Origin of the sequence: Bradyrhizobium sp. ISRA430, assembly GCF_029909975.1 — a bacterium.
GTDB lineage: Bacteria > Pseudomonadota > Alphaproteobacteria > Rhizobiales > Xanthobacteraceae > Bradyrhizobium.
The window spans coordinates 8368309-8392507 of the sequence record NZ_CP094516.1; the positions used below are offsets into that span (position 1 = coordinate 8368309).

Annotated in this window: 19 protein-coding genes and 1 pseudogene; 8 read left to right on the top strand and 12 right to left on the bottom strand. The window is 59.0% G+C overall.

Features of this window, described 5'->3' with window-relative positions; all coding sequences use genetic code 11:
• Positions 1 to 54: 54 nt before the first annotated feature.
• Positions 55 to 1248, bottom strand: a complete 1194-nt coding sequence (locus MTX21_RS39165) for a CoA transferase (protein WP_280969749.1) — start codon at positions 1246 to 1248, stop codon at positions 55 to 57.
• 351 nt (positions 1249 to 1599) lie between these two features.
• On the opposite strand from MTX21_RS39165, the gene MTX21_RS39170 reads away from it, so the two are divergent.
• From MTX21_RS39170 to MTX21_RS39180, 3 genes are all read left to right on the top strand, one after another.
• Positions 1600 to 3816, top strand: coding sequence for an NF038122 family metalloprotease (locus tag MTX21_RS39170; protein WP_280969750.1), 2217 nt, complete (start codon positions 1600 to 1602; stop codon positions 3814 to 3816).
• A 330-nt stretch (positions 3817 to 4146) separates the two neighbouring features.
• Positions 4147 to 4272 carry a hypothetical protein gene (locus MTX21_RS39175; protein WP_280969751.1) on the top strand — a complete coding sequence of 42 codons (126 nt, stop codon included), beginning with the start codon at positions 4147 to 4149 and terminating at the stop codon, positions 4270 to 4272.
• 145 nt (positions 4273 to 4417) lie between these two features.
• Entirely contained in the window at positions 4418 to 5305 is an 888-nt protein-coding gene (locus MTX21_RS39180) for a hypothetical protein (RefSeq protein ID WP_280969752.1), read from the top strand.
• 1228 nt (positions 5306 to 6533) lie between these two features.
• Here MTX21_RS39180 and MTX21_RS39185 read toward each other — a convergent pair.
• Positions 6534 to 7526 (bottom strand): acyltransferase, encoded by a 993-nt coding sequence (locus MTX21_RS39185; RefSeq protein WP_280969753.1) that lies wholly within the window; start codon positions 7524 to 7526, stop codon positions 6534 to 6536.
• Between the two features lie 320 nt (positions 7527 to 7846).
• Here MTX21_RS39185 and MTX21_RS39190 point away from each other — a divergent pair.
• The 3 genes and pseudogenes from MTX21_RS39190 to MTX21_RS39200 all read left to right on the top strand — a co-directional run.
• Positions 7847 to 8507 (top strand): annotated as a pseudogene (locus tag MTX21_RS39190) (IS630 family transposase); the annotation flags it as partial.
• A gap of 641 nt (positions 8508 to 9148) precedes the next feature.
• Complete coding sequence (locus MTX21_RS39195) at positions 9149 to 9817, top strand: acetyltransferase (protein WP_280969754.1); 669 nt, start codon at positions 9149 to 9151, stop codon at positions 9815 to 9817.
• A gap of 7 nt (positions 9818 to 9824) precedes the next feature.
• A complete protein-coding gene (locus MTX21_RS39200; protein ID WP_280969755.1) occupies positions 9825 to 10745 on the top strand; it encodes a hypothetical protein in 921 nt (306 codons plus the stop codon).
• Between the two features lie 4 nt (positions 10746 to 10749).
• On the opposite strand, the gene MTX21_RS39205 is transcribed toward MTX21_RS39200, so the two are convergent.
• The 8 genes from MTX21_RS39205 to MTX21_RS39240 form a co-directional block, all read right to left on the bottom strand.
• The gene (locus MTX21_RS39205) at positions 10750 to 11580 is read right to left on the bottom strand and encodes a phytanoyl-CoA dioxygenase family protein (RefSeq protein ID WP_280969756.1); all 831 of its coding nucleotides are present in this window, start codon (positions 11578 to 11580) and stop codon (positions 10750 to 10752) included.
• The gene (locus tag MTX21_RS39210; protein WP_280969757.1) at positions 11577 to 12590 is read right to left on the bottom strand and encodes a class I SAM-dependent methyltransferase; all 1014 of its coding nucleotides are present in this window, start codon (positions 12588 to 12590) and stop codon (positions 11577 to 11579) included. The genes MTX21_RS39205 and MTX21_RS39210 overlap by 4 nt, the downstream gene beginning before the upstream one ends.
• Positions 12591 to 12724: 134 nt before the next feature.
• The gene (locus MTX21_RS39215; RefSeq protein WP_280969758.1) at positions 12725 to 13372 is read right to left on the bottom strand and encodes a class I SAM-dependent methyltransferase; all 648 of its coding nucleotides are present in this window, start codon (positions 13370 to 13372) and stop codon (positions 12725 to 12727) included.
• Positions 13369 to 14349 (bottom strand): glycosyltransferase, encoded by a 981-nt coding sequence (locus MTX21_RS39220; RefSeq protein WP_280969759.1) that lies wholly within the window; start codon positions 14347 to 14349, stop codon positions 13369 to 13371. The genes MTX21_RS39215 and MTX21_RS39220 overlap by 4 nt, the downstream gene beginning before the upstream one ends.
• Before the next feature lie 880 nt (positions 14350 to 15229).
• The gene (locus MTX21_RS39225; protein WP_280969760.1) at positions 15230 to 15769 is read right to left on the bottom strand and encodes a hypothetical protein; all 540 of its coding nucleotides are present in this window, start codon (positions 15767 to 15769) and stop codon (positions 15230 to 15232) included.
• 11 nt (positions 15770 to 15780) lie between these two features.
• Entirely contained in the window at positions 15781 to 16056 is a 276-nt protein-coding gene (locus MTX21_RS39230; RefSeq protein WP_280969761.1) for a hypothetical protein, read from the bottom strand.
• Between the two features lie 654 nt (positions 16057 to 16710).
• Positions 16711 to 17163, bottom strand: a complete 453-nt coding sequence (locus tag MTX21_RS39235; RefSeq protein ID WP_280969762.1) for a hypothetical protein — start codon at positions 17161 to 17163, stop codon at positions 16711 to 16713.
• A 299-nt stretch (positions 17164 to 17462) separates the two neighbouring features.
• A complete protein-coding gene (locus tag MTX21_RS39240) occupies positions 17463 to 18158 on the bottom strand; it encodes a WbqC family protein (RefSeq protein WP_280969763.1) in 696 nt (231 codons plus the stop codon).
• 1327 nt (positions 18159 to 19485) lie between these two features.
• Between MTX21_RS39240 and MTX21_RS39245 the strand changes: the two genes are divergently transcribed.
• Complete coding sequence (locus tag MTX21_RS39245; RefSeq protein WP_280969764.1) at positions 19486 to 21357, top strand: hypothetical protein; 1872 nt, start codon at positions 19486 to 19488, stop codon at positions 21355 to 21357.
• 23 nt (positions 21358 to 21380) lie between these two features.
• On the opposite strand, the gene rffA is transcribed toward MTX21_RS39245, so the two are convergent.
• Both rffA and MTX21_RS39255 read right to left on the bottom strand, forming a co-directional pair.
• Positions 21381 to 22523: a dTDP-4-amino-4,6-dideoxygalactose transaminase gene (rffA, locus tag MTX21_RS39250; RefSeq protein WP_280969765.1), complete on the bottom strand. Its 1143-nt coding sequence runs from the start codon at positions 22521 to 22523 to the stop codon at positions 21381 to 21383.
• A gap of 3 nt (positions 22524 to 22526) precedes the next feature.
• Positions 22527 to 22865, bottom strand: a complete 339-nt coding sequence (locus tag MTX21_RS39255) for a hypothetical protein (protein WP_280969766.1) — start codon at positions 22863 to 22865, stop codon at positions 22527 to 22529.
• Between MTX21_RS39255 and MTX21_RS39260 the strand changes: the two genes are divergently transcribed.
• Positions 22833 to 24194, top strand: a complete 1362-nt coding sequence (locus tag MTX21_RS39260) for a hypothetical protein (protein WP_280969767.1) — start codon at positions 22833 to 22835, stop codon at positions 24192 to 24194. The genes MTX21_RS39255 and MTX21_RS39260 overlap by 33 nt on opposite strands.
• Positions 24195 to 24199 lie beyond the last annotated feature (5 nt).

Sequence of the window (24199 nt, forward strand, 5' to 3'; positions counted from 1 at the left end):
GCGCTTAAGTTAGTCAACCAAAAGCTTGCTTTGATCGAGCATGAAAACAGCCGCCTACACCACCTTCGCCCGTCGGAGTTCTTCAATTTCCTCTTGATCTATTCCAAATTCCCGAAGCACTTCCTCGGTCTGTTCACCGAAGTCCGGCGGCCGCGCCACCATCGTGCTGGGTGTACGCGACAGGGTGAAGGGCTGCGCCACCAGGCGAATATCGCGGCCCTCCTTGTTTGGGACCTTTTGAGCCATGGCGAGGTTTTCGACCTGCGCATCTGCGAACACTTGGTCGATGGCGTAGATCGGTCCGCAGGGCACGCCGGCCTCGTTCAGCTCCCTGACCCAGGCCTCGGTCGACTTCCTCACCGTGTGCTTCTCGATCTCGGCGTTCAGGGCGTCGCGGTTCTTGGAGCGGGCCGGGGCGGTCGCATAGTCGGGATTGGTGAGGAGCTCCGGCGCGCCCACGGCTTGGGCGCAGCGCTCCCAGATCCGCCCGCCGGTGGTGGCGATGTTGATGTACCCGTCGGAGGTCTTGAACACGCCGGTCGGAATGCTGGTCGGGTGGTTGTTGCCGGCCTGCTTGGCGACTTCCTTTTCCATCAGCCAGCGCGCGGCCTGGAAGTCGAGCATGAAGATCTGGGCCTGCAACAGCGAGGTCTGCACCCACTGGCCCTGGCCCGAGACCTCGCGCTCCAGCAGTGCGGTGAGGATGCCGATGGCGCAGAACAGGCCCGCCGAGAGGTCGGCCACGGGAATGCCGACCCGCATCGGACCCTCGCCCGGCGCGCCGGTGATCGACATGAGCCCGCCCATGCCTTGCGCAATCTGATCGAAGCCCGGCCGCTTGTGATAGGGGCCGTCCTGGCCGAAGCCGGAGATGCTGCCATAGACGATGCGCGGGTTGATCGCGCGCAGGGCCTCATAGTCGATGCCCAGCTTCTTCTTCACGTCGGGGCGGAAATTCTCGACCACCACATCGGCCTTGGCGGCGAGCCGCTTGAAGACGGCAAGGCCGCGTTCGTCCTTCAGATTGAGCGTCATGGCCCGCTTGTTGCGGTGCAAATTCTGGAAGTCAGACCCTCGCCGCGGCCCGCCCGGCTGCTCGCCGCCGGCATCCTCGGTGAGCGCATCGATCTTAATGACGTTGGCGCCCCAATCGGCCAGCTGCCGCACGCAAGTGGGCCCGGACCGCACGCGGGTCAGATCGAGTACGGTGAAACGTGACAGGGCTTCCGAGGCATGTAGGAAGGGCATTTTTCGAGAACTCCGGACATAGGGGCGGTATGCCGATCTTCTGATCGGTTAAATTGAGCCAAAATTCAATGGTCTGACGAGAAGCCCGCTCCCTTGCCGCCGCAGTGGCGCGTTTTAGCCCGGATGCCTCCGCAATTAACGGTAATTAACCGGGATTGCGCAGGGGTGGAACGTGGCCGAATGGTTTGCGCCGTCCATTGCGTTTGCCCGCTCCGTCGAAACTGCAAATTAACGCCAGGAAATCAATCCTTTGGACTTTGTGCGCGACAATGCGGGTCGCAATCGCGGCGAATCGCTTCGTGCGCTCTGCGTTTCCGCCTGCTCCCGATGGTCAAAGCTTGAGACGACACGATGACATCGACATCTACCTGGACGCCGACCTCGAACAAGCTGATCTCCGACGATCCCTTTTACACAGTCGTCGGCGATAGTATTCACGGGAGCTACATCCCGGCCAGTTCGGGAGGCTCGACGACCGGCGGTTCGACATCCGGCTCAGTCATGTCGGTCACTTCGGGTGGCATCTCGATCAACCTGATCCTCGATGCGGCCGCGCAGGCGGCACCAACCAGCTTCAAGAACGGCCTGCAGCAGGCGGTTGCGATCCTGGCCGCCAACATCACTGATAAGATCACCGTCAACATCAAAATCGACTATAGCGGCACCGGCGGTGGCGCCGCTGCCGGCCCGGACTCGGGCTATTACGAGAATTACTCGTGGGTCCACTCGGAGCTGGTCAACAACGCGAGTGCCGGCGACACCACATTCAACAGCCTTCCGACCGGATCCACGATCCAGGGACAGTCGAACGTCGCGGTCTGGAACGCGCAGCTCAAGCTCTGGGGCGTGCTCGGCGCCAACGACACCACCACCGACGACGCCAGCGCGAATTTCTCGACCGACATCGACCCCAACCTGTTGGTCGGTGTTGCGCTGCACGAGCTGACCCATGCGATGGCGCGCGTGCCCTATGGTTCTGCGCCCGATGTATTCGACTTCTACCGCTTCACGAGTCCGGGCGTCCGCCTGTTCGAGGGCCGCGCGACCGCGCCGGCGGCGTATTTCTCGTTGGACGGGGGGATCACCAAACTCGCCGACTACGGCCAGAACTCCGACCCGAGCGACTTTCTCAACAGCGGTGTGCAGGGATCGAACGATCCGTTCAACGAATACTACACCAGCAGCACCATTCAGGGCCTGACGACGACCGATCTGAAGCAGCTCGATGCGCTCGGCTTCCACCTCGCGCTCAACTCGCCGACGACGCTCGAGTCCTACGGTTCGACGAGCCTGGTGCAGGCCGGCAGCAATTACTTCATGAACCCGACGGCCGGCGGCGCCGGTCCGTCGATCAAATATAGCGGGACGTCGGTCGTTGCGGGACAGTTCGGCGACTATGTCCCGATTGGCGCGGAGGCGGTGACGAACGGCTACGAGGTGGCCTGGAAGAACACAACCACAGATCAGTATTCGGTATGGAGCACGGATGCCAACGGCAACTATACCGGCAATTTCTACATGCCGGGTCCGGGCAACAGCATTGCGCTGGAAACACTCGAAACCAGCTTCCATCAGGACCTGAACGGTGACGGCACAATCGGCGTCGTACAGTCCGTGATCGAGGCGATCGGAACGACCGCTCTGGTCGTGTCAGAAAACAATTATGTTCTCAATCCGGTTGCCGGCGGCACGGGGCCGATACTGAAATATCAGGGGGCCCCCGTCGCGCCCGGTCAGTTCGGCAATTATGTTCCAATCGGCGCAGAGCCGGTGACGAACGGCTACGAGGTGGCCTGGAAGAATACGACCACGGGCCAGTATTCGGTATGGAGCACGGATCCCAACGGGAACTATACCGGCAACCTCTACATGCCGGGCCCGGGCAACAGCACGACGCTGGAAACGCTTGAAACCAGCTTCCATCAGGACCTGAACGGTGACGGCACGATCGGCGTCGTCCAGTCCGTGATTGAGGCGATCGGAACGACTGCCCTCGTCTTGTCAGGCAACAATTATCTTCTCAATCCCGTTGCGGGCGGCACGGGGCCGATGCTGAAATATCAGGGGCCCGCCGTCACGGCCGGTCAGTTCGGCAGTTATGTTCCGATCGGCGCGGAGCCGGTGACGAACGGCTACGAGGTGGCCTGGAAGAATACGACCACGAGTCAGTATTCGGTATGGAGCACGGACACCAACGGCAACTATACCGGCAATTTCTACATGCCGGGCCCGGGCGACAGCACGGCGCTGGAAACGCTTGAAACCAGCTTCCATCAGGACCTAAATGGCGATGGGACGATCGGCATTCCCACTAGCGCGAATACTGCCGGGCAGGTTGCGATCGTCGCCGGAGATAGCTTCGTGTTCGGAGCAGGCACCGGTGAACAGTCGAATTCCGGCGGCTTCGACTTCTCGCAGCTAACGACCGCCCCGGACGCAGTCAAATTCGCGGTCAACCTAGCGGAATCGGTCGGGATAGGGAGCCTCGGCGAACACATTGCCGATTGCTTTGGACATCAACCCGCTCTTCACCACGAACTGCTCGCCGGCTTTATTCTTCATCATTGAATCGCGTGCTGCTCAACCACGCAAACCGGGCGTGGCACCACGGCATATCGGCCCAAAAACACAAGACGTAAGAGCGTCGAGGCATGCAATCGACCGGAGCGGTGCCGAACGTCCATCGTTGACCGTCGGCTCGACCTAAGTCGGGCTTCGATGCAGGGGACCCCTGATCCAGACAAACCTGTTGGAGCGGCAGTTCCTTCAGAGTAGGATACGGGGTGATCACACGGGGCTGGACGTGATCCTCTGCTCGATCTATCGGTTAGTCGGGGCGTCAGCGTGGCGCGGAGACAACTGTTCTGATCGGCCCGCCAAGCTAGCCGACCGGGCACGATGGCGATCCTGCTGCCGCTCAACTTCACGATGGATCCGACCTCGGCGATCGTGCGGCGAGATCGCCGTCAAGATCGACTTGCGCCCCTGGATTTCCCAGAAGTCGCGCACGCCATTGCGGATTGATGCAGCGCTTCTTTGAAGCAGCCCGGTTTATTTCTACTCTGCGGGCTCGAAACATCATGCAGCCATTCATTGACATTTACAATTTTTCCCGCAATTAACATTGCGGCATTTATGTGCCGATTTTGAGACGGGGATCATTTAAGCTATGGAGAAATTTGCGAGCCGCACCGATGAAGTCGATGCGCTACATTACGTCGGAACTGCTTTTAGGGAGCATTGGAAGCACGCCCTGATCTGCTTCACCACGTTGTTCGTACTCGGCGGAGCAGGAGTATTGTGCAGTGCCAAGGCGACCTATTCTTCAAGGGCCGTGTTAACCTTGGCGCCCTCAATCGAGGCACTGGTCAAGACCGAGGCCGTTCTCGATCCAGTCCTGCAGAACCCGCCATTCAATCAACAGCAGATTCCAATCGAACTGATACGCAAGCAACTGGCCGATAGTGTGACTGTCTCTCCGGAGTTGGCCACAGGCTCGGCCCTTCGAGCGCTGTCAGTTTCCGACGAAACACCGGAGCAGGCACACGCTGTTCTCCAACAGCTACTCAAGAGCCTATTTGCCGCTTCTGTACCGCGCGGCACATCCCGCGAATTTCTTCTGGAGCGGATCAAGAACCAGACCACTGCCCTCACAAACCTGAAAGCTCTGGCGCGGTCTCTGCAGGAGAATGCAAGGACTGTGAATGGAGGAAGCGAAGGTGAGCAATATTCTCGCGCTATGGTAGCGCTTGTATCGGATATCGCGAGCAAGGAAAATGAACTTTGGCAACTGCACAACTCCCTTCTCGGCATGCAGCCGAGCGACGTTATCGTACCACCGACGATCGCCACTATGCCGAACCCGAAGCGTTTGCCCGCGAAGCTGATCTCTGTCGCCACGGTGGCAGTCGCACTCACGCTCGCATTTGTAATTTTGCTGAAGCAATGGCGTCAGCGGTATTCCCTTTCAACACGCGTAAAGCTGCGCCAGGCCGCGAGCGATAGTATGGCGACAGCTAGCGCCTCTGTCCGAATTGGCTGCAAATCCAGCGCATAATCGAATTGAAGAATTTGAACCAGAGGCAATGCGGTTTCTGTTTGCTCTGGCGTTATGCGTCCTCACCGCCGGATGTAAGGGGGCGGATAGTCATTCCTTTCTGCCGGCGTTTATGCGCGCCGACGAAGCCAAACCACGGCCGTCTGAGACTACCCCCGACGTCAAACATTTGGTCGGCACAAAGCTTGCTTCCGTGTTTGTAACAGGCTCGCAGCCGACGAACGTTCGGGTGTCGGCCCCGCTGCATGACCCTCGCGGCACTGGTTGGACTGCTTGCGTTCGCGCCGAACTGACGTCGGCTGTCGGCAGGCCGCTTGGAACCCAGACCTACCGCATATTTATAAGCGATGGAGTCGTTTTTGATCGCCGGCGCGTTGACGCTGATGACAACTGCGTCATCGAGAACTACGAGCCGATCTCCTGAAGACTATCCTCATATCCGGCGCGGGTGTCGCCGCGCAATTGTATCCGAATGTTGCTGGCACGGCGCAGCCCTCAGACCGCGTTCCGCGTACATTCTGATCATGAAATTCTCGGGTCGCTCGCGCGCTGTATCTGCGGCCGACCTGTGCATTGTTCGAGATGAAGGGTGGGATCGCGAGCAGCCGGGCCAGGCCCATCGCCAATTGGGTGTTTGGCATCGAAGGCGATTTGCAATGGTCGGATGAGAAGAGTCGCGCCTCCTTGCATCGGCGTCGTCTCCCGTCTTCCCGGCCTGACGTTCCTTCCCGCCGGCGCGCCGCCGACAGCACGCTGACGATCGACCAGAAGCACCAACAGTTCGGCACGGTTCGCGCCCGGTCGGCATCCTGGCAGCCCCGACGGTGCCGTTCTACGGCACCGGCGGTCCGGCCCTGCGCCAGGCGGCGATGTAGCGAATGTGAGACGCAATCCAGGACACTCCGGCAGGCTTCCGGGGACTGGTTCTGACGGCTCCGGCGGCAACGGCGGTTTTTCTCCGCTCGGTGGCGCCGATATGACGGCTTCCCGTGAACCACCGCGACCTCCGGGGACACCAATTCCGGCAGCGGGGGAGGTGGTGGCGGTGTTACCACTGCAACTTGTCCAGCTTCGGCGGACCTGGCGCAAGCGGCGGCTATGTCGAACACGTCAGTTGCCGGCTGCAAGCTATACTTACACGATCGGCACTGGAGGTGTGCTGGCACTGCGGGGACGAAAGGCTCGCCCGGTGCCGCCGGCTTGATTATCGGCGGAAGAATTCTAACGACTAGGCAGGCTGCCTTCTGGCAGCCCACCATCCGGCGACGAATCCGATGATGCTATCGCCAAGACGCATCATCGGCTTTTCGTACAGCCTCCAGCTTAACAGCCCGATCAGGCAGGTCGCCGCCATTGCTCCAAAGCGAAGTGGTTCCTGCATCCACTCTGGCGGAAGGGGCGGCTGCAGGCGGATGTAGATGAAGGCAAAAACCAAAGGATGGATCAGGTAGATCGAATAGGAAGCGTCGCCAAGAGCGACGCCGATCTGGCTCTTCGCTGGAATGTTCAGGAAAGCAATCAGCGCGAAGTAAAGCGGGATGGGATACGTCGCTCGACCGAACGGCAGCACAAAGAATAGCGCCGCGCAGATCAGGACGGGGATGACGACACCGAAACGCGAGGCTCGCTGGTAGGTTAGATACGCCATGATCCCTGCGAGGAAATTTCCGTAGTAGCTGAAGAACTGTTCGAAGTACCAAGGCAGCATCATCGAGTGGTGGGCGACAAGCCCGGCAATCAGCGCGGCGATCAGCCCGCGCAGACCGAACAGCGGGACTGTCACTGCCGCTAGTACGTAGAACGCCATTTCATGCTGAAGTGACCAGCCAAGGTCGTAGAAGGGGAACCCCTCGGTCGGAAGCAGCGTGAGCGACCAGTTGAAGAAGGCGTCGGTCTGTCGTTCGTTGCGACCAAGAAACCGGGTTAATTCTAGGAAGACGAAGGACGTTGCGATCCACAAGGGATAAAGCCTAAAGATGCGCCGGATCAGAAACGGCAGAGGGGCGAAATGTGGTGACGTCGTGACAAGGCAGATCACGAAGCCCGATATTGCGAAGAAAAAATCGACCGCGATCCAGCCGTAGTCGCGCAAGATTGGGATCGGGTAGGACGTCCCTGTCGGGAATAGCATGGTGACATGCCAAGAGTGAAAATAAGCGATCGACAGCGCCGCAACGGCGCGCGCGATTTGCAGCCCATCTAGCTTTTGGCTTTGTTGCATCGGTGCCCCCTGCGCAGTTCGGCCGGCATCTTAGTCGGAAGTTTGTGGCGTTCAACTACATATCATAGGTCAAGAGACCGGCGCTCGCTCGGGCAACGCGGGCCCTCGGCCGCCCTTGTCGGGCGTTTTTGTTGGGGGAATGAAATGAGGCTTATCGACGAACGGCACCGCCGACTGGACGCGTCGGCTGCCTGTACGCCTGTAGGCGTTGCGATCGCCTCGATAGGTTCAACTTCGACGACGCATGCCGGCTGTACCGGGGGCGCGGGTATCGAATGCAGGATCGGGCAGAACTCGAGCGGCAAGCTCGAATATCTCTAATACGCGGGCTCGTGGCCGAGCTTGCCGGACGCGGCCTGAAGGTCGACTACCACTCGGTATGGGACTTCGTGCATGCCGAGAAGCTCAGCTTCAAAAAAAGCGTGGCTGGCCGAACGCGATCGACCCGAGGTCGCGCGGCGGCGAGCCCAGTGGGCGAAGTATCAAGGTCGCATCGAAGCTGAACGGTTGGTCTTCATCGACGAGACCTAGACCAGAACCGACATGGCCCCTTTGCGGGGATGCCGCGCGGGCACAGGCTTCCCGCCAAGGTCCCTCACGGCCGCTGGAAGACGATGACCTTCCTGGCGGCCCTGCACCATGACCGGATCGATGCGCCATGGTTCATCAAGGGGCTGATCGATGGCGTGAGTTTTCGCACCTATATCGAGAGGGTTCTTCTGCCCGTCCTCCGACCCGGCGATATCGTCTTGGACAACCTCGGCAGCCACAAGAGCAAAAGCAGTTCGCCAGCTCATCCGCTCGGTCGGCGCCAAGCTCTTCTTCCTGCCAAAATACTCGCCCGACCTGAACCCGATCGAACAGGTCTTTGCCAAGCTCAAGCATCTGCTCCGAAAAGCTGCCGCACGAACCGTCAATGCGGTCTGCGCCGCAATTGGCCAGGCACTCGATGCCCTCACCCTCGATGAATGCGCCAACTACCTCAAAATCTCAGGCTCAAACCTAATGCCATCACGCTTTAGATGGACCGCGGGCGCTTTTCGTCCGGTCCGTTCATGCTTGCGCCGGCTCGGCAGTCTTCGCCAATGTGTCGTCGCGCTTCACCGACTATCCTGCGCGGCGACATCAACAATCAGTTCGCAGGTCCACGGTCGCGAAATACTGGACTTAACAAGGGCGTCAAACAGCAAAAGCCCGTCCTCAGGTCTTGTCATCCTTGGCGCGCTTTTTGAGATTTTTCGGGAGCGTAGACTTCGCAGAGCGTTGCGCGCCGCATTCACGACGCTGTCGTGCGTCGAGGGTTCCCGCCGGCTTGCGGAATTCGTCCGCCGATCAAGCAGCGCTGAAGAGAGGCGGGTTGAGAGCGCCGCGAAGCGCACGCGGGTGCATGCTCGGATAATGCCGACAAACCTGTTGGAGCGGCAGTTCCCTCAGAGTAGGATACGGGGTGATCACACGGGGCTGGACGTGATCCTCTGCTCCGTCTATCGGATAGTCGGGGCGTCAGCGTGGCGCGGAGACAACTGTCGTGACCGGCCCGCCAAGCTAGCCGACCGGGCACGATGACATCAGAGACCTCGCGCACGGCAAAATCGGCATAGGAAGTTGCAGCAGGAGAAACTGTGCAGAAGCAGCCTATTGTTGTTTTCGGAATCGGTGACATCGCCGAGTTGGCGGATTTCTATTTCACTCATGATTCCGACTACGAGGTCGCCGCGTTCACGGTCGACTCCGCTTTTCTGAAGCAGCACGAATTTCGCGGCCGTCCGGTGGTCGCCTTCGACGACGTCGTGGACAGGTTTCCGCCCGACAGCTTCGGCTGCTTCGTAGCCGTCAGCTACGCGAATCTCAACGCTGTGCGGACTGAGAAAGTCGCTGCCGCGAAGGCAAAGGGCTATCGACTCGCAAGCTATCTCAGCAGCCGCGCGACAGTATTTCCTGGCTTCGAGCTCAGGGAAAACTGCTTCATCCTTGAAGACAATACCATCCAGCCCTTTGCGACGGTCGGCGCAAACGTGACGTTGTGGAGCGGCAACCATATCGGCCATCACTCGATAATCGAGGATGATGTGTTCCTCGCGTCCCATATCGTTGTATCTGGCGGCGTGCGGATTGGGCAGGCCAGTTTTGTAGGGGTGAATGTCACGATCCGCGATCATGTGACGGTCGGCCGGAAATGCGTCCTTGGCGCGGGCGCTCTGGTGCTCGAAAATCAGCCGGACTTCTCGGTGGTTGCGCCGCGGGGATCCGAGCGTTCACCGGTGCCCAGCAATCGTCTTCGAAAACTCTGAGTCCGCGATGCCGTGGCAACGCCTGGGTCTTGTGTATGCTCCGAGCGGAACGCTGCCGTGGGCGCGGAGCCATGCGGCGTTGCCCGTTCCCTCGTATCTGGGAGGAGACATCTTTCGCTTCTTCTATAGCTCGCGCGATGTGGACAGGCGCTCGCATGTCGGATGGGTAGACGTGGAGGTGTGCGAGAAGCCTCGGGTCCACGGCATCGCGCACGTGCCCGTGCTCGCACCGGGAGTGGACGGCACTTTCGACGACAGCGGCGTTGGCATCGGAAGTGTCGTCGTGACCGATGGTGAGATTGCGATCTATTATATGGGCTGGAATCTCGGAACTCGCTCACCTTGGCGAAATGCAATCGGGCTTGCACGATCTTCATCTCTGGACGGTGCGTTTGCGCGATATTCGGCCGGTCCGATTTTGGACCGTTCGCCGGAAGACCCCTACACGCTTTCCTACCCATGTGTGTTGCGGTTCGGTCCCGATGAATGGAGGATGTGGTATGGCTCAAATCTCGCGCCCGCGGTCGGCAACGCGGATATGCAGCATGTAATCAAGCAAGCGCGATCGGCCGACGGGATTCGCTGGAAGCGGGATGGCAGGACCGTAATCGGGTTCGCCGACGAAGCCGAATATGCGCTGGCGCGTCCAAGCGTGGTGCCGGTCGGCAACAGTCTATTGATGTGCTTTGCGTGTCGCGGCTCGCGCTATCGTATTGGTGCGGCGGCATCGAGCGACGGCGGGACCAGTTGGACGCGGCTGGACGTCGCGATGGGGCTTGTTCCGTCCGATCGAGGTTGGGATAGCGAGATGACTTGCTACCCTGCGCTGTTCTTGCACCGCCAGCGCCTGTGGCTAGCGTACAACGGCAACGGATACGGGGCGACGGGCTTTGGTCTGGCTGTGTGGGAAGGTTCGTTGCCCGTCTAGACCCTCAGGATTGTTTCGGACGTCCGGCGAGGTATTCGGCGATCGATCCAGGCTGACGCACGTTGTAGCCCAGCAGTCGGCGCAGTTCGCTGTCGCTAGTAAACTCATTTCCTAGCGCACTGGGCAGATCGATCTGCTGGCGGATCAATGGAATGGTGTAGACGTGATTGACAGCACGCCGCGCTTTGGCTGTCGCGTTGACACCGCCGCTGTGGAAGACCATGCAGTCGAGCACGATAAACGAGCCCGCAGGCGCGGAAATTGGCAAGGCTTGCGTCTTCACGAAATGATCCGATGGAAAGGCTTCCTGGCGGTGTGACGCCGGCAACACCATCGTGGCGCCGTTTTCAATTGTGAACGCATCGAGGCAGAACAGTGCATTAATGGCAAGCGGACGTGACGATACGAAATGTTGATATGGCAAATCCCTATGCCAAGCCCCTTGGTTGTATTGATTTCCATTCGGCGGATTGACGATGCCGTTCTGCTGGTTGAGCACGACGTAGCCGGAGATCAGTCGGCTGCAAATATCCAGGATCCTGCTGTTGGTAGCCAGCTCAAGAAAAAGTGGATCGTGAGCCAGAGGCAATCGGATGGTATTGTGTTCGTCAATCGATCTGAGCGCATCGGCGCCGCCGTGTCGGGATGTATAACTTTCCTGCGTCCGATCGAAAGCATCGGTTAGCGTCGCCAACTGTTCGCGGCTATAGCCGCCGTCGACCACGCCGTATCCCAACTGGCGGATGGACTCGCAGGTTCTCTCGACGTCGTTCGCCGATTGTGTCTGTTCGAGGATACCATAGCGTCGGGGACTATCGTTCTGCAGGGTATTCATCTCGGGATCAGTTCGTTCCAGGTGATTGGATGAAGACCGTCGCGTTCCAGTCGCCTAGCGACAGCCTCCTGAACATGAGGCGCCGTCGCGATCAGGGTCGGCCAACGAAGATTCTGAACCGCATCTCGATAGGATGCAACGGGTTGCCCGAGGTCCCAGGCCTCGGTTGGATCGTCGAGCACGAGCGAGTCGATACGCGCCCAGGTTTTAGGTGCATAAGTCCTCAGCAGGGCTGCGGTCTGGCCGGCACCAAAGGTCAACAGGTTCGTAGCGGATCGCGACCGATCTAGGAGAAACTGATCCAGCGTTCGCCAGTGCTCCAAATAGGATTGCCGTTCGGAATGGAGCCGGACCGAGTCCGCGTCCTGCGCGAGAGGCTTATCGCGATCATCGGTCTGCGCAGCGAAAATTGACATTTGGAAATCGCCGATGGCGCTCGGTGCCGAGGCCTGCTTTTCAGTCGCCAGCGCCGCCCGCCTGCCGCAGATCCGAAGGGCGCCGCGTGTCAGACTATAAAGATGATCGTAGAACAGCAGCTCCACGTTTGGCGAGTGTCCGTCCGGACATATGATCACTATGCGTCCGTCTGGTGCAAGATGGTCACGCAACGATCGGAGAAATGCGGTTGGGTCGATTGTATGCTCAATGACATTTACTGCGATAATTAGGTCGAAAGGACCTGTGCCGGCGGGAACATCCTCAATAAATCCGCGCACGAGCCTGATGCCCTGCTGCGATCGGGCCGTCTCTGGCAACGCAGGATCTACGCCGCAGGCATCCGCATCAGGCCAGGTTTGCCGCAGTTCGGATAACAGTGCGCCCGAGCCGCAGCCAATTTCCAGAATGGCACTGGGTGGGACGCATTCACCGCGGATCCAGCGGCCGTAGGCCTGCGCCCGCGCAGCATCCGATTTCGGGGCAGCAGCAGCGAGATTGTAATTGTCATCGTAAATGGCGCGTATATCATTTTCCGCTGAACTCGATGCGTGGAAGGCCGTGCCGCACGCCAAGCAAGACATTTTGGCCAATGCGCGAGGCGTCGCCCGTCCGTCGCTGAGCATCGATTGGCAAGGATGCGGGAGCGCTAGTGCGGCGGCGCCGCTACCGCAAATCGGGCAAGGTACGGATGATACGGCCGCGCCTATCAAGTCTTTGCCTCCGGATGTCGCACCAGGACCGTGAACTCGTACAGTCCATAGTCCTGCAGGAGCGCGACCGATCGGCCGTACCGTGAAAGGCAATACCCGAGCATCTCTGACGGGTCGGCATAGTATAGGTTTGATCTTCGCCGGTCAGGATCGCTCGACAGGCTTAGGACGTTGAAGCCAAATCCTTTACGTCCGGCGTGGGCGAGGACGTCCAACGTTTCGCGAATATAAGTAAGCCACGTCTCATCCGAGACGTCGCCTCTGACGTTGAATATCCCGCTGGCGATCGCAAAGTCGGCCTTTGCATCCAACGAAGCTCCGATGTGCCAGCTCCGATCATCACCTTCTCCGTGAAGCCTCCGAGCCGCCTCGACCATGCTGGGTGCTATATCGTATCCCCTGAAATGTCCACGATGGCCAACGCTTCTGAGAAAGCCCAGAAAATCTCCAAATCCGCAGCCAAGATCGATAATCGACCCGTCTTGGTCGTGCTCGAGCAATCGAAGAAACTGCCGATGTCGAAGCTGATGCGATTCAACCCCATTCCAATCGACACCGCGCGATGTCGCGCCGTGGGCGTCGAGTTTGGCGGCATAATACGCCGCCACTTCGGAGAGAATTCTCTCTTGCTTTGAGTCTGTCACTCTTGGTTCTCGATATCAATGAGGGAAGCAGACTGCATCAGCCTCTCGACAGGCTGAGTAGAGGAGCGGTGGACGGAGCGCACGATCGTGTAAGGTCTGCGCTTAGTTTCCGCCAGGATGCTCGCCATGTAGATTCCCAGGATGCCGAGAATCAGTGTGATAAGTCCTCCGAGAAACCACAACGAAATGATCTGCGAGGCAAATCCGCTCACTCCGATACCATTCGTGAGGTAACGCAGCAGGAAGTAGATGATGACGCCAATCGACGTCATGAAGATTAACAGTCCAGTATAAAAGACGAGATACAGCAGCCGTGTCGACGAGGTCGTCAGGTGCTTTACTGCAAGATCGATCCGCTTCCAAATCGAGTATGTCGACGGCGAACTCGAGAGCTTCGCGACGACCATCGGGATTTGGCAGAACCCAGTGACTTCCCAGAGATCGGACATGACGAATTCCCGATCGCGGTGTCGGATCAGCGCATTGACGTAGGCGGCTTTCATCAATCTCGAGGTGACGAGATTCCGCGGCAGAGGTCGGTCGCCAAGCGCGTCGACTAGGGCAAAAAAGACGGTGCCCCCAGCACGCTCCAGAAAGCCGCCGCGCCGAGCCTGCTGCACGCCATAGACGACATCGCAATCGCCCTGACGAAAGCGTTCATAGAACAAGGCCAGGTCTTCGGGCTGCTCCTCAAGGTCGCTGTCGATCAGGAATACGAGATCGCCGGAGGCATAGGCCAATCCGGTCATGATTGCCTTGTAGTGTCCAAAATTGCGGGAAAGATCGACGACGACAACGCAAGGGTCCGAGCTTTGCAGTTGCAGAGCTACCTCCAGGCTGTCGTCTGGAGATCCGTCATTCACCATGATCAGTTCGAGGTCGTCGGTTATCTTGCGAGCCGTTTCGATCGCTCGCCGATGGAATTCTCGGATGTAGGGTGCGGACCGATAGAGCGTGGTGACGATCGAAATTTTCATCGGCCGCTCCTCCGATTGCTGAGGCCCGCTGGCCACGAATAGTGTACGAGTCGCCGATGTTTGATTGGAGTGAACACGATCTATTCAACAGGGCAATTGCTGCTGTGCAAAACGGAGGGCACGCCTTCGAGTGGACCATTCAGCTTTACGGTTTGCATCATTTTGCAGTTTGCGAAAACAGCGTATTTTGCAACGCTTGGGCATTATGGAATGGCCTACCGCCTATTGTCATACGATACGCGAGCCGCACGCGCAAACGTGCGGAACTCCTAAATCGCGAACTTTGAACCGGTGTCGTAACCTTCGGCCCAAAGCTTTCCGATTGGCCCGGAGCCGGGGGTAATAGCCCGGAACTCTTCCGGAGCATTTCAATTCGAAAGTGATAGAGAACTTAACTGCGATCAAGGGTTGTCAGGCAGGCTTGGACGGGCACCGTAGCGACGGCAAGGCGACACTCTCTTGCCTGCGGATCGATATCGATATCTATGGCGCATCGCCGACGGCGCGGTACACCGTCAAAGGCGAGAACCACCAGTCGCAGCAGGATCGATGGGTCTGTGATCTGCTTCAATGCCGGCGACGGGGCGGCCGGCTTCTATTGCACCGCTTGAAGCAGTCCAACCCCGGCTGCGGGCTCATGTTTCGGGGATGACACCTGCCGTTCGTCGGCTGAGATCCCTCCGTAAACAGCTAATCCAGCTTCGTGCCGACCAACCGTTTGCGATCGGGAGCCGCAGCCGACAGTGGCTCGGCTTCTTTGTCACGCACAAGTGCAGGGAGATACGCATGACTATCCGCGCCCGTATACCCGGCGGTCAGGGTACACAGCCCCACAAATAACAGAGCACGCATTTCACCAGGTTGCGAGTCCATCGGGTCTTCACGCGATGGACAGCTTGGCGTGCCCAGAGGAGGAATGCCGGCGCCACTGGCGCCGTAAAGTCACCAATGCCAATGTGAGGGCGAGTGCCAGGGTCGCAACAACGATCAGCTTCTCCAGCAAACGCCTCGGATTAGGTATCGTGGCGGTTGTTGGCTGTACGATAACATCGCCCGGCTGCATGCCACGAAGGCTATTGTGCAATTGCCATAGATCAATTTCCTTGGTTGCGATGTCTGACACCAGCGCCGCCAGCGCGCGAGAATATTGCTCTCCTTCGCTCGCCCCCTCGACAGTCTTTGCATTCTCCTGCAGGGAGCGCGCGACAGTTCTCAGGTTCGTGAGAGCGGCGGCTTGATTCTTGATCCGCTCCAACAGAAATTCGCGGCTCGTCCCTCGCGGTACCGAAGCGGCAAATTGACTCTCGAGCAATACTTGCAGAACCGCGCGTGCTTGCTCCGGTGTGTCCCCGGAAACCGAAATTGTGCGCACGCCTGAACCTGCGATCAACTCTGGGAACACGTTTACGGCCTCAGCCAACTGATTTCGAGCTATCTCGATTGGGGTCTGCTCCCGATCAAGGACGGGTTCTGCAAAACAGGATCGAGAACGGTCTCCGTCTTGATAAGCGCCTCGAAATACGGCGTGAGCGACAGCATGGCCTTTGAGGAATAGGTTGTTTTGGCCGTGAGCAACACTGCTGCGCCACCAAGAAGAAACAAGGTAATGAAGCAGATCAAAGCGATCTCCCGATCCTCCATAAATACGCTGACCAAGTAAGGCAGCGCGTCGACCTCGTCGATCCGCCTCGGCTCCAAGCCCGCCATAATTTAAGTAATCCCCGCAACAAGTTGAAAAAATTCGACGCGAAGAAAATGTCGCGATTAATGGCGATTGCGCGAGCAAATGCCAACCACAACCTTACATGGAACTATGACAGAGAGGCGGTCCCCCATGGCACCGCATTCGTCGTGGTGATAATGTAGGCAACAGATCGCCGTGTTCCTTCAAGCCGTCGCGCGTGATGCAATCGCGGCACTCGACCCAATCCAGGCACGCCCGCGTTCGTCTTTGCCTGTGGATAAGCGGTGCATAACTGGCACCGTGAGAACGTGTCTGGCTGAGTTGGTTACAACTTCAACCAGCTGAGAAGGCTAGATAAAATGACTGGCGGGAATAGGTTGATCACCGGAAAGCGCCCCCGGTTCAAGCTGGCGGGTCTTCGCCCTTGCTCCTCTCTCCGGATCTGAGGAGCTTTGGCAGCGGCGGCATCTGTTGGCGCGGAGTATCGGTCGGCTGGTCGGGGAAGGGATCAAGTTCCTGTGCCTTCCTCCTGGCGATCAGGGCGCCAATAGAACCGATGACTACCAGCAAGACCCCTGCGATTATCAGCCAGTGGGGTAAGCTCAACGTTGCGACAATCGATAGCCACATAGTCTCCGTCAAGCCCTGTACTCTCTAAAGCGGGGGGGGGGCGCTTGCTAGGCGCTCTGGGTAAAGCGCGGGTCGGACCGCTCCGGCATCCGAACTTGATCGATCTGCTGACGCATTCGCACGAGCCTTTGCGCCTCAGCCACCAGACGCTGCTTGTCCCTGGGAGTCAAATTGAGCATCGCTTCGCGAGCAGTAGAAAACTGATTGAACGTGTCATTCAGAAAGAGTCTGATTTTGGTGCAAACTGCGCCCGCTCCAAGGGCTCCGATCCCAGCGCCGGCGAGAAGAAGCGCTATTCCATTTCTAAAATCCGGTTTCACCCCTTTCGATGCAGCATCCGCGCCTTGAATATTGACGGCTGCATAGCCTCCGACCGCTGCGCCTCCGAGCATCGCCCAACCGCATATGCCCTTTACTGCATCTGCAAGCCATTCGGCCATATCAGGCATGCCGAGTCCAGCAGGATCCGAGATGAACTTAATAATTTCGCCTCTATTCATTTCGAGTCCTCAAATCAGCACCACCTGCATTGGCGAAATTAAAATTGTCCGAAAATGACAGACGTATGCAACCATCGCGAGCGGGCCGAGTCCAGCAGGATTTCGGCTCGTCATTTGCGAACCAGAGTGACGGGGCCGGCGTCGAATTATCTGATTCCTAGCGGTCCCAGACGCGCGTGTGTCAATCGGCTCCCAAATTTGCAGGCCGAATGACAAGCAACGAGGACCGTCTAAGCATCCTAGGACAAATTTCGCGATCTGGTCGCGGGACTTCTTTTCCCGTACACGCGGCCTGTGCGTCAGGCTGTGCCTCGACGCTGGGTGAATCGGAATGCTTCAGGACCCGTATCAAACAGTAGGTCAAGCACGCTCACGCCATGTTCAAAGCCGCCATGGAGCTGCGGGTATTCCGGATACCCGTCGTAGCTCATCCACTCAGTAGTGATTCCGTCAGCGGCGAGAAGAGCCTCGTCAAGGTAGGCTCGTGCCGAAGGGCCGCTTAGATAGCGATCCGCGCCCGCGGCACGCGCGATCGCAAGAAGCCTCACAGTTTTCGTACCGTCTGCGGGATAGGTTGTATCCCGGACAATGCGTGTCTTCAATCCAAGCAGCCCTGCTATCTCGCGCGTGAACAGTTCGTTCACATCAGTGAGGCGCGTCTCCTTGTCGGCCCGCTCGTACCAGACCCGCACGACTGGCGCGAGCAGGTCGAAGAACGGTGCGCGACGATAGGCCAGTTCGAGTGCCCGCCAGTGTTTCTCGGCCCATGGCTTTTCGATAGCGACTTCGTCGATCGCCTGGTCGAACCGCCCTTTGGTCACGACAGGTATCGTGAGCCACTCGAGGCCGTTGGCAGTTTTAATACGGTTTCGATTGTGCCAGTGCCGCTTCACAAACTGCATGCGATCGAAGATCACGTACTCATCGCATTGCCCGATCAGGTCGAAAAATCCCTTCCAAGGGATGTAGCAGGACTGAATGATAGAGATTCTCACTTAATGGCCCTGATAAGATTTCTGCTTCTTGGGCTGACGCGGCTTGCTATTCAGTCGGGCTTTTACAGCTTGCACTCACAACGGTCCACAGTTCTGCTTGACTTGCAATCGACTTCGAAGCGGCTGCAATAGGCGTTCAGGTGAGGCTGCTTGGTGGGCTTTGCTATCAAGGAAGTACCGGCTCGGTTGCAGTGAGGAACCCTCGATTTGCCGCCTCTTCTGCGGAAGAAAGGCGCAAGTGTCAGGACCTGCAATCGCGACGACTATGTGATGGTGTCCCTCATTCTTATTCCGCTCGCCGAGCGGAAACAGCCACGAGCAGCCTTAGGTCAGTCCTCTGCGAGCCCGGCCGCGGCGTGGTGTATGATTATCTGCGCTGCTGTCCCCGACCCAAATTCCGTCAGCAGCGTGCGCGGAGATGGAGCCGACCGCGGTCGCTGAATATGCTGGCCAAGGAGTGGTGGATAAATGATCGACAGGAGAGAAATCGTTGTAGGCACTGCCACCTGCGCTTCTCAGACGCGAAGAAATCATTGCGTCAAGCAAATTGCGCCTTCGGCTAACTCCCTCGCATCGTGCGGCAACAAAAGAAAGGTTAGGGTGTCATCATTCCGCGTTAAGCATTTTTTGTGCATTGCGTCATCGGGAAGAAACTGAACTTCTGGCCACCGGAACCGGTTCGGAAGTTGGAATGTTGATGCCGAGATCGGGACTAGTCGCCACGTCCGAACAGGTGTTGCTACACCTCGTCTCGCATGGATGTTTTGCCACCGATCAGCCGCAGTGCCAGCCAGCAAGCCGGTCCGCTCGCGTAGTCTGCTCTGGTCCGTGTCGCTCTCTTTGCTGGCCACCCCCCCGGGAACGTTCCAATTTCCATCGCCAAGGTGGACTGGCCAATCCACCGCCGGCTCGCAAGCCGGTCATTACGGCGCCATACTGGTCGGGGCCAAGGTCGGCGACGGCGACGCGCTTGGTATTCTCGTGAACGGTGTCGATTGGAAGGTCATCGCATGCGGCAGAGGCAGTGGGGCAATCACATCCCTGTTCGTCTCTGATGTCGATCAAGAAGCGGGCTGCAGGATAGGCCTCTTAGCTCCGCGGGCTGCCGGCGAGTGCGAGTCTATTCTGCGTCGACGCGAAAGAAACGGCGGCCCCTTGAAAAGCTGAAAAAAGCCTGCCGCAGTTTCAGATAAGGGCTGGATTGTTATCAAGGCATGTGTGAATTGGAGTAGTGAACCGCAATGTCCCCTGCTAAACGTGCATTGATCTAGCACGTTAGCAATTCAATAAGCACCCGAGATCAATGAATTGCCCCTTCGGACTGTCCTTGCTCGACGCTCACAAATCATCGGCCGCAACAGAAAATATGCGAAATGTGCAGTTGGCGAAGATATTCGAAGCAACGGCCTCTTGCGCATCCTTGATTGCTAGCTTCTCTGTTCTGATTTGGATGCTACGTCTTTGCCAGCACGGCGTCGATTTTACTGACGAAGGTTTTTATTTGAACTGGATTGCAATTCCGCAAGAGTATCGCGCATCCATTTCGCAGTTTGGATTTGTGTATAATCCTCTATTCCGACTCGTCGGACAGGATATTGTGCTGCTCAGGCAAGCAAACGTACTGATCATTTTTTGCTGCGCCTTCCTGCTGTCTTTGACTACGCTACACACGCTGCTTGCAAGCCCATCTGGGAAATCAGATGGAACGGAGAGGCGGCTACTTGCGCCCGCGCTAGTAATCGCTAGCGGGGCGTTAACGTTTTTTGACCTTTGGTTGCCGACTCCGAACTACAACTCCCTTACGTTCGTATCCTTGATGGTTACCTCCATCGGAGTGCTACTGACCAGCCGCGCTCTAGCACGATCGAGCGTCGGCGGATGGGTTGTTGTCGGGGCGGGTGGTGCATTGGCGTTTCTCGCCAAGCCGCCAGCGGCGGCTCTGCTCGGCGCCCTCGTGCTCGCTTTCACGCTTGCCGTCGATAAATTCTCGATTCGTGGATTGCTCGCGTCCATTCTGACCGCATTGTTGATCCTGATCCTCGTAGCGCTGGCCGTCGATGGCTCGCTCCGGGGATTTGTAGCCCGGATGCAGCTTGGCTTCGAGCTCAGCACTGTGCTGGCAGCCGGCCAGTCGCTCGGAAACCTATTTCACCTGGATGGGTTGACCCTGAGCCGGGAGCAGCGGGTCAATTTTGGGCAGCTGCTCGTCCTCGCTTACGTCATGATCGTGCTCACCGCCAGCGCGAGGTCGGCGTTGAGGATCGCGTCCGCGACTATCGCCGCGATTGCTTCAGCAGGTGTGGTCGGTGTGAGTCTCGGGTGGATGAGTCCGACGATCTCGTACGAACCGTTTCAGCCATTGCTGTTCTGCGCGATCCTGTTTGCGACAGTCGTCGCGGCACTGCTCTTTTCGCCTTGGAGGCGTGCACTTCTTTCGCGGGAGATCCTCGCGACCACCGCATTCTTTGTCGTACTGCCGTACGTATACGCCCTTGGGACCAACAACAATTATTGGCAACATGGCGCGCGCGCAGGCTTCTTCTGGCTGATGGCCGCTGTCGTGCTCAAAACCGCGCCGGCTGCGAAAGAGGGGCCTCTCGCCCGCTGGCGCCTTACGCCCGTCCTTGCGGCGGCCTTAGTTGCAACGACTGGAATTCTGTTTGCTTCAGCAGAGCATCCCTATCGTCAGATCGCGCCTTTGCGGATGCAGAATACAGCGAGCGAATTCGGCAGCGGCAATCAACAACTCCTGCTGAATTCCGAAGCGGCAGCCTATGTCCGCAATCTCAGGACCATTGCGGCCGAAAACGGATTTGCGCTGGGTCGCCCGGTGATCGATTTGAGCGGCGTCAGTCCCGGCGCTATCTATGCTCTTGGAGGGAAGCCCCCCGGCGTCGCATGGCTGAGTGCGGGATATCCCGGCAGCAGCAACTTCCTGAAAGCTGCGTTGGCAAATGTCGGATGCGCACAGCTCGCCTCGTCTTGGCTGCTGACGGAACCCGGCTCGCCCGATTCGTTTTCGTTTGACGTGCTCAGTCCGTTCGGTATCGACGTCTTACGCGACTACAAGGAAGTTGGAGTAATCCAATCGGTCCGGGCGTTCGCGCCGGTCAAATTCGAGCAGCGCCTTTACAAGCCCGTGCGGGACCTGAAGGACGCTGTCGATGCGTGCGAGCGGGCCAGGGCGGCGAAGCCGTAGCGATGACGGCTACGCTTTTCGGATCAGTGCAGGAGAATTTGCCGCAGCGTGTCGCAGACCCGCTCCTGCTGCGATTCGCTCAAGCCGATCCAGAACGGCAGCCTGATCAGCCGTTCCGAGACCGATGTCGTGGTCTTGAGTTCGCCGGCCGCGCGACCAAACCGCCGTCCCGCTGGCGAGGAGTGAAGCGGCACATAGTGGAACACCGCGTGAACTCCGTGCTCCTTGAGCGCGGCGAGAACCGTACCGCGGTCGATATCTTGGGACAGCAGGACGTAGTACATGTGTCCGTTCTGGCGGCAACCGTCAGGCACGATAGGACGGCGCAGCAGGCCCCGCTGCTCCAGTCCGGCGAGCATGCCGTGGTAGCGATTCCAGATCGCCAACCGCTCGGCCGTCATGCGGTCGGCCTGCTCGAGCTGGGCCCACAGAAACGCCGCGGTCATCTCGTTCGGCAGAAAGGACGAGCCGACATCCTGCCAGTTGTACTTGTCCACTTCGCCGCGGAAGAACCGGCTGCGATTGGTCCCTTTCTCGCGCATGATCTCGGCCCTGGTGACGAGTTCGGGATCGTTCAGAAGGATGCACCCGCCTTCGCCGGACATGATGTTCTTGGTCTCGTGAAAGCTGAAGCTTCCGATACGACCGATCGCCCCGAGCGCGCGTCCCTTGTAGTCGGCCATGATGCCCTGGGCGGCATCCTCGACAATGCTGAGGTTGTGACGCTCGGCGATCGCCAGGATCGGGTCCATGTTGCAGCCGACGCCAGCATAGTGCACGGGCGCGATCGCGCGCGTCCGCGATGTGATCGCGGCCTCGATCTGCCGCTCGTCCAAGTTAAGCGTGTCCTCGCGCACATCGACGAACACTGGCACCGCGCCGCGAAGAACGAACGCGTTCGCGGTTGATACGAAGGTGAAGGAGGGCACGATGACTTCGTCGCCGCTCTCGAGGTCGAGCAGCATTGCGGCAAGGTCGAGAGCAGAGGTGCAGGAGTGCGTCAGCAGCGCCTTGGCACATCCGGTGTTCCGCTCGAGCCATTCGTGGCAGCGCTTCGTGAACGGACCATCGCCGGACAGGTGGAAATTCCGCTGCGCCTGCTCGATATAGCCCAGCTCGTTTCCGGTCAGATGTGGCCGATTAAAGGGTATGAACTCGGATATCATTCCTTACTCATCGATGTCGACCGCGGGGTCTCGCCGGAAATCATATCGACATCCATCCGCGAGGCTGCTAGCTCGCTCCCGTGGAGAGAGATGGCCTTGAATCACAAAGCCGATGCGAGCGGAAACTTGGGGCCAGCCGACTCCGGGCGTCATAGCCGGGTTCGCCGCCTTGTTCAAGGCTGGTCGGCAAATCTGGTCCAGCTGGCTCTTGGCATCACGCAGCAAGTCCTGCTCGTCCCGGTCTTCCTGCATTTCTGGAGCAGCGATGTGCTCGCGGCCTGGCTGGCCATCCTCGCCGCTGGAAATCTTATGCTCATCGCAGATGCCGGCCTGCAGCTCCACGCGATCAATCGCTTCCTGACCTTCAAGTCGAGCGTCGATCCCGACGGGCGCACGGCAAGCTTCTACGCGCGCATGCGGCTGATCTATTTCGCCGTGGCGGGCGCGCTCAGCGTGGTCGTGCTGGCGCTGACGCAATTTGCGCCGCCGGCCGCCGTGCTGGGATTCCAGGGAGTGGCGGGGTTCGACACCGCCCTTCTTGTCATGACAATTGGCGTGCTGGTGATCCTGCCGTCCAACCTGGTGTCGGCGCTGTACCGGGCGCGCGGCGAGTACGGCCGCGCGGTGTGGCTGCAGAACGGCGCTATCCTCGTCGCACAACTGGCTCAGCTCGTCGCCATCCTGATGCTCGGTACGCTGGTCGCCGTCGCTGTCGCCTTCCTCTCGACGCAGGTTGCGATGGCGTTCTTCCTTGTCGCAATCGATGCGCCGCACCTGTTTCCGTTCCTTCGTCGGAAGCAGGCGCCGGTGTTCCGGCGCCAGTTTTGGCGCTGGTCGGTCGGGCAATTCCGGCTGGCGTTTCCGTTCGCGGTTGCCAACGTGACGGAGCTTGCGTTGCTCAACGCGCCCGTGCTCCTGGTCAGCGCGTTCCTAGTCGATCGTATTGCAGTCGCGCAGTGGGGACTGACGAGAGTGGTCGTTGGGCTTCTGAGGGGATTGTGCGTCCAGGTCAGCCTGCCGCTCGCCGCCGAGCTCGGGCATGACTACGCCATCGGAGACAGGGATCGTCTGCGCCAGCTCTTTGCACGGGGCTCGCTGCTCGTCACCATCCTGTCCAGCCTGATCGTGTCGGGCCTCCTGCCGTTCTGGCCGGATTTCTTCGCCCTATGGACGCATGGCAGCGTCCCCTATGACGCTGCGCTCACCGCGACCTTGCTGCTCGGCTCCGTCGCCACCGCGCCATCGCTGCTCGCGCTCTCCTTCGCCAATTACAGCAATCGACGGGACCTTCTGGTTCGTACGAAAGGCCTGCAGCTCGTCGCCTTCCTGGTTCTGTCCATAACGCTGATCCCCGTGCTGGGCGTGCTCGGAGCGGCGATCGCGATCGTGCTGAGCGATCTCCTGATTCAAATGGGCGTGCTCGGCTCCATCCTCATGCGCCAGACGTTGCAGAATGCATTTCGCCACCTGCTGTTCAGCGGCATTGTCGCCACGGTCATCATTGTCCTCGGATACGGCCTCGGCGCCGTTATCAGGTCCTCGCTACCGCTTGCGGGCTTCCCACGCCTCGTCGGCGAAAGCGTGCTGTGGCTGGTCGCAGTGTGTCTCGTGGCCGGCGTGGTCTGGACTCGCCGCATTCGTGCGACACTGATGGCGTCGGTTCCGGACTAGCGGAC

Coding starts and splice junctions, on each gene's coding strand:
- MTX21_RS39170 (WP_280969750.1), top strand. CDS start 1,600: ATGACATCGACATCTACCTGGACGCCGACCTCGAACAAGCTGATCTCC.
- MTX21_RS39205 (WP_280969756.1), bottom strand. CDS start 11,580: ATGAATACCCTGCAGAACGATAGTCCCCGACGCTATGGTATCCTCGAA.
- MTX21_RS39165 (WP_280969749.1), bottom strand. CDS start 1,248: ATGCCCTTCCTACATGCCTCGGAAGCCCTGTCACGTTTCACCGTACTC.
- MTX21_RS39220 (WP_280969759.1), bottom strand. CDS start 14,349: ATGAAAATTTCGATCGTCACCACGCTCTATCGGTCCGCACCCTACATC.
- MTX21_RS39200 (WP_280969755.1), top strand. CDS start 9,825: ATGCCGTGGCAACGCCTGGGTCTTGTGTATGCTCCGAGCGGAACGCTG.
- MTX21_RS39260 (WP_280969767.1), top strand. CDS start 22,833: ATGCTCATCGCAGATGCCGGCCTGCAGCTCCACGCGATCAATCGCTTC.
- MTX21_RS39180 (WP_280969752.1), top strand. CDS start 4,418: ATGGAGAAATTTGCGAGCCGCACCGATGAAGTCGATGCGCTACATTAC.
- MTX21_RS39185 (WP_280969753.1), bottom strand. CDS start 7,526: ATGCAACAAAGCCAAAAGCTAGATGGGCTGCAAATCGCGCGCGCCGTT.
- MTX21_RS39175 (WP_280969751.1), top strand. CDS start 4,147: ATGGCGATCCTGCTGCCGCTCAACTTCACGATGGATCCGACCTCGGCG.
- MTX21_RS39235 (WP_280969762.1), bottom strand. CDS start 17,163: ATGAATAGAGGCGAAATTATTAAGTTCATCTCGGATCCTGCTGGACTC.
- MTX21_RS39230 (WP_280969761.1), bottom strand. CDS start 16,056: ATGGCGGGCTTGGAGCCGAGGCGGATCGACGAGGTCGACGCGCTGCCT.
- rffA (WP_280969765.1), bottom strand. CDS start 22,523: ATGATATCCGAGTTCATACCCTTTAATCGGCCACATCTGACCGGAAAC.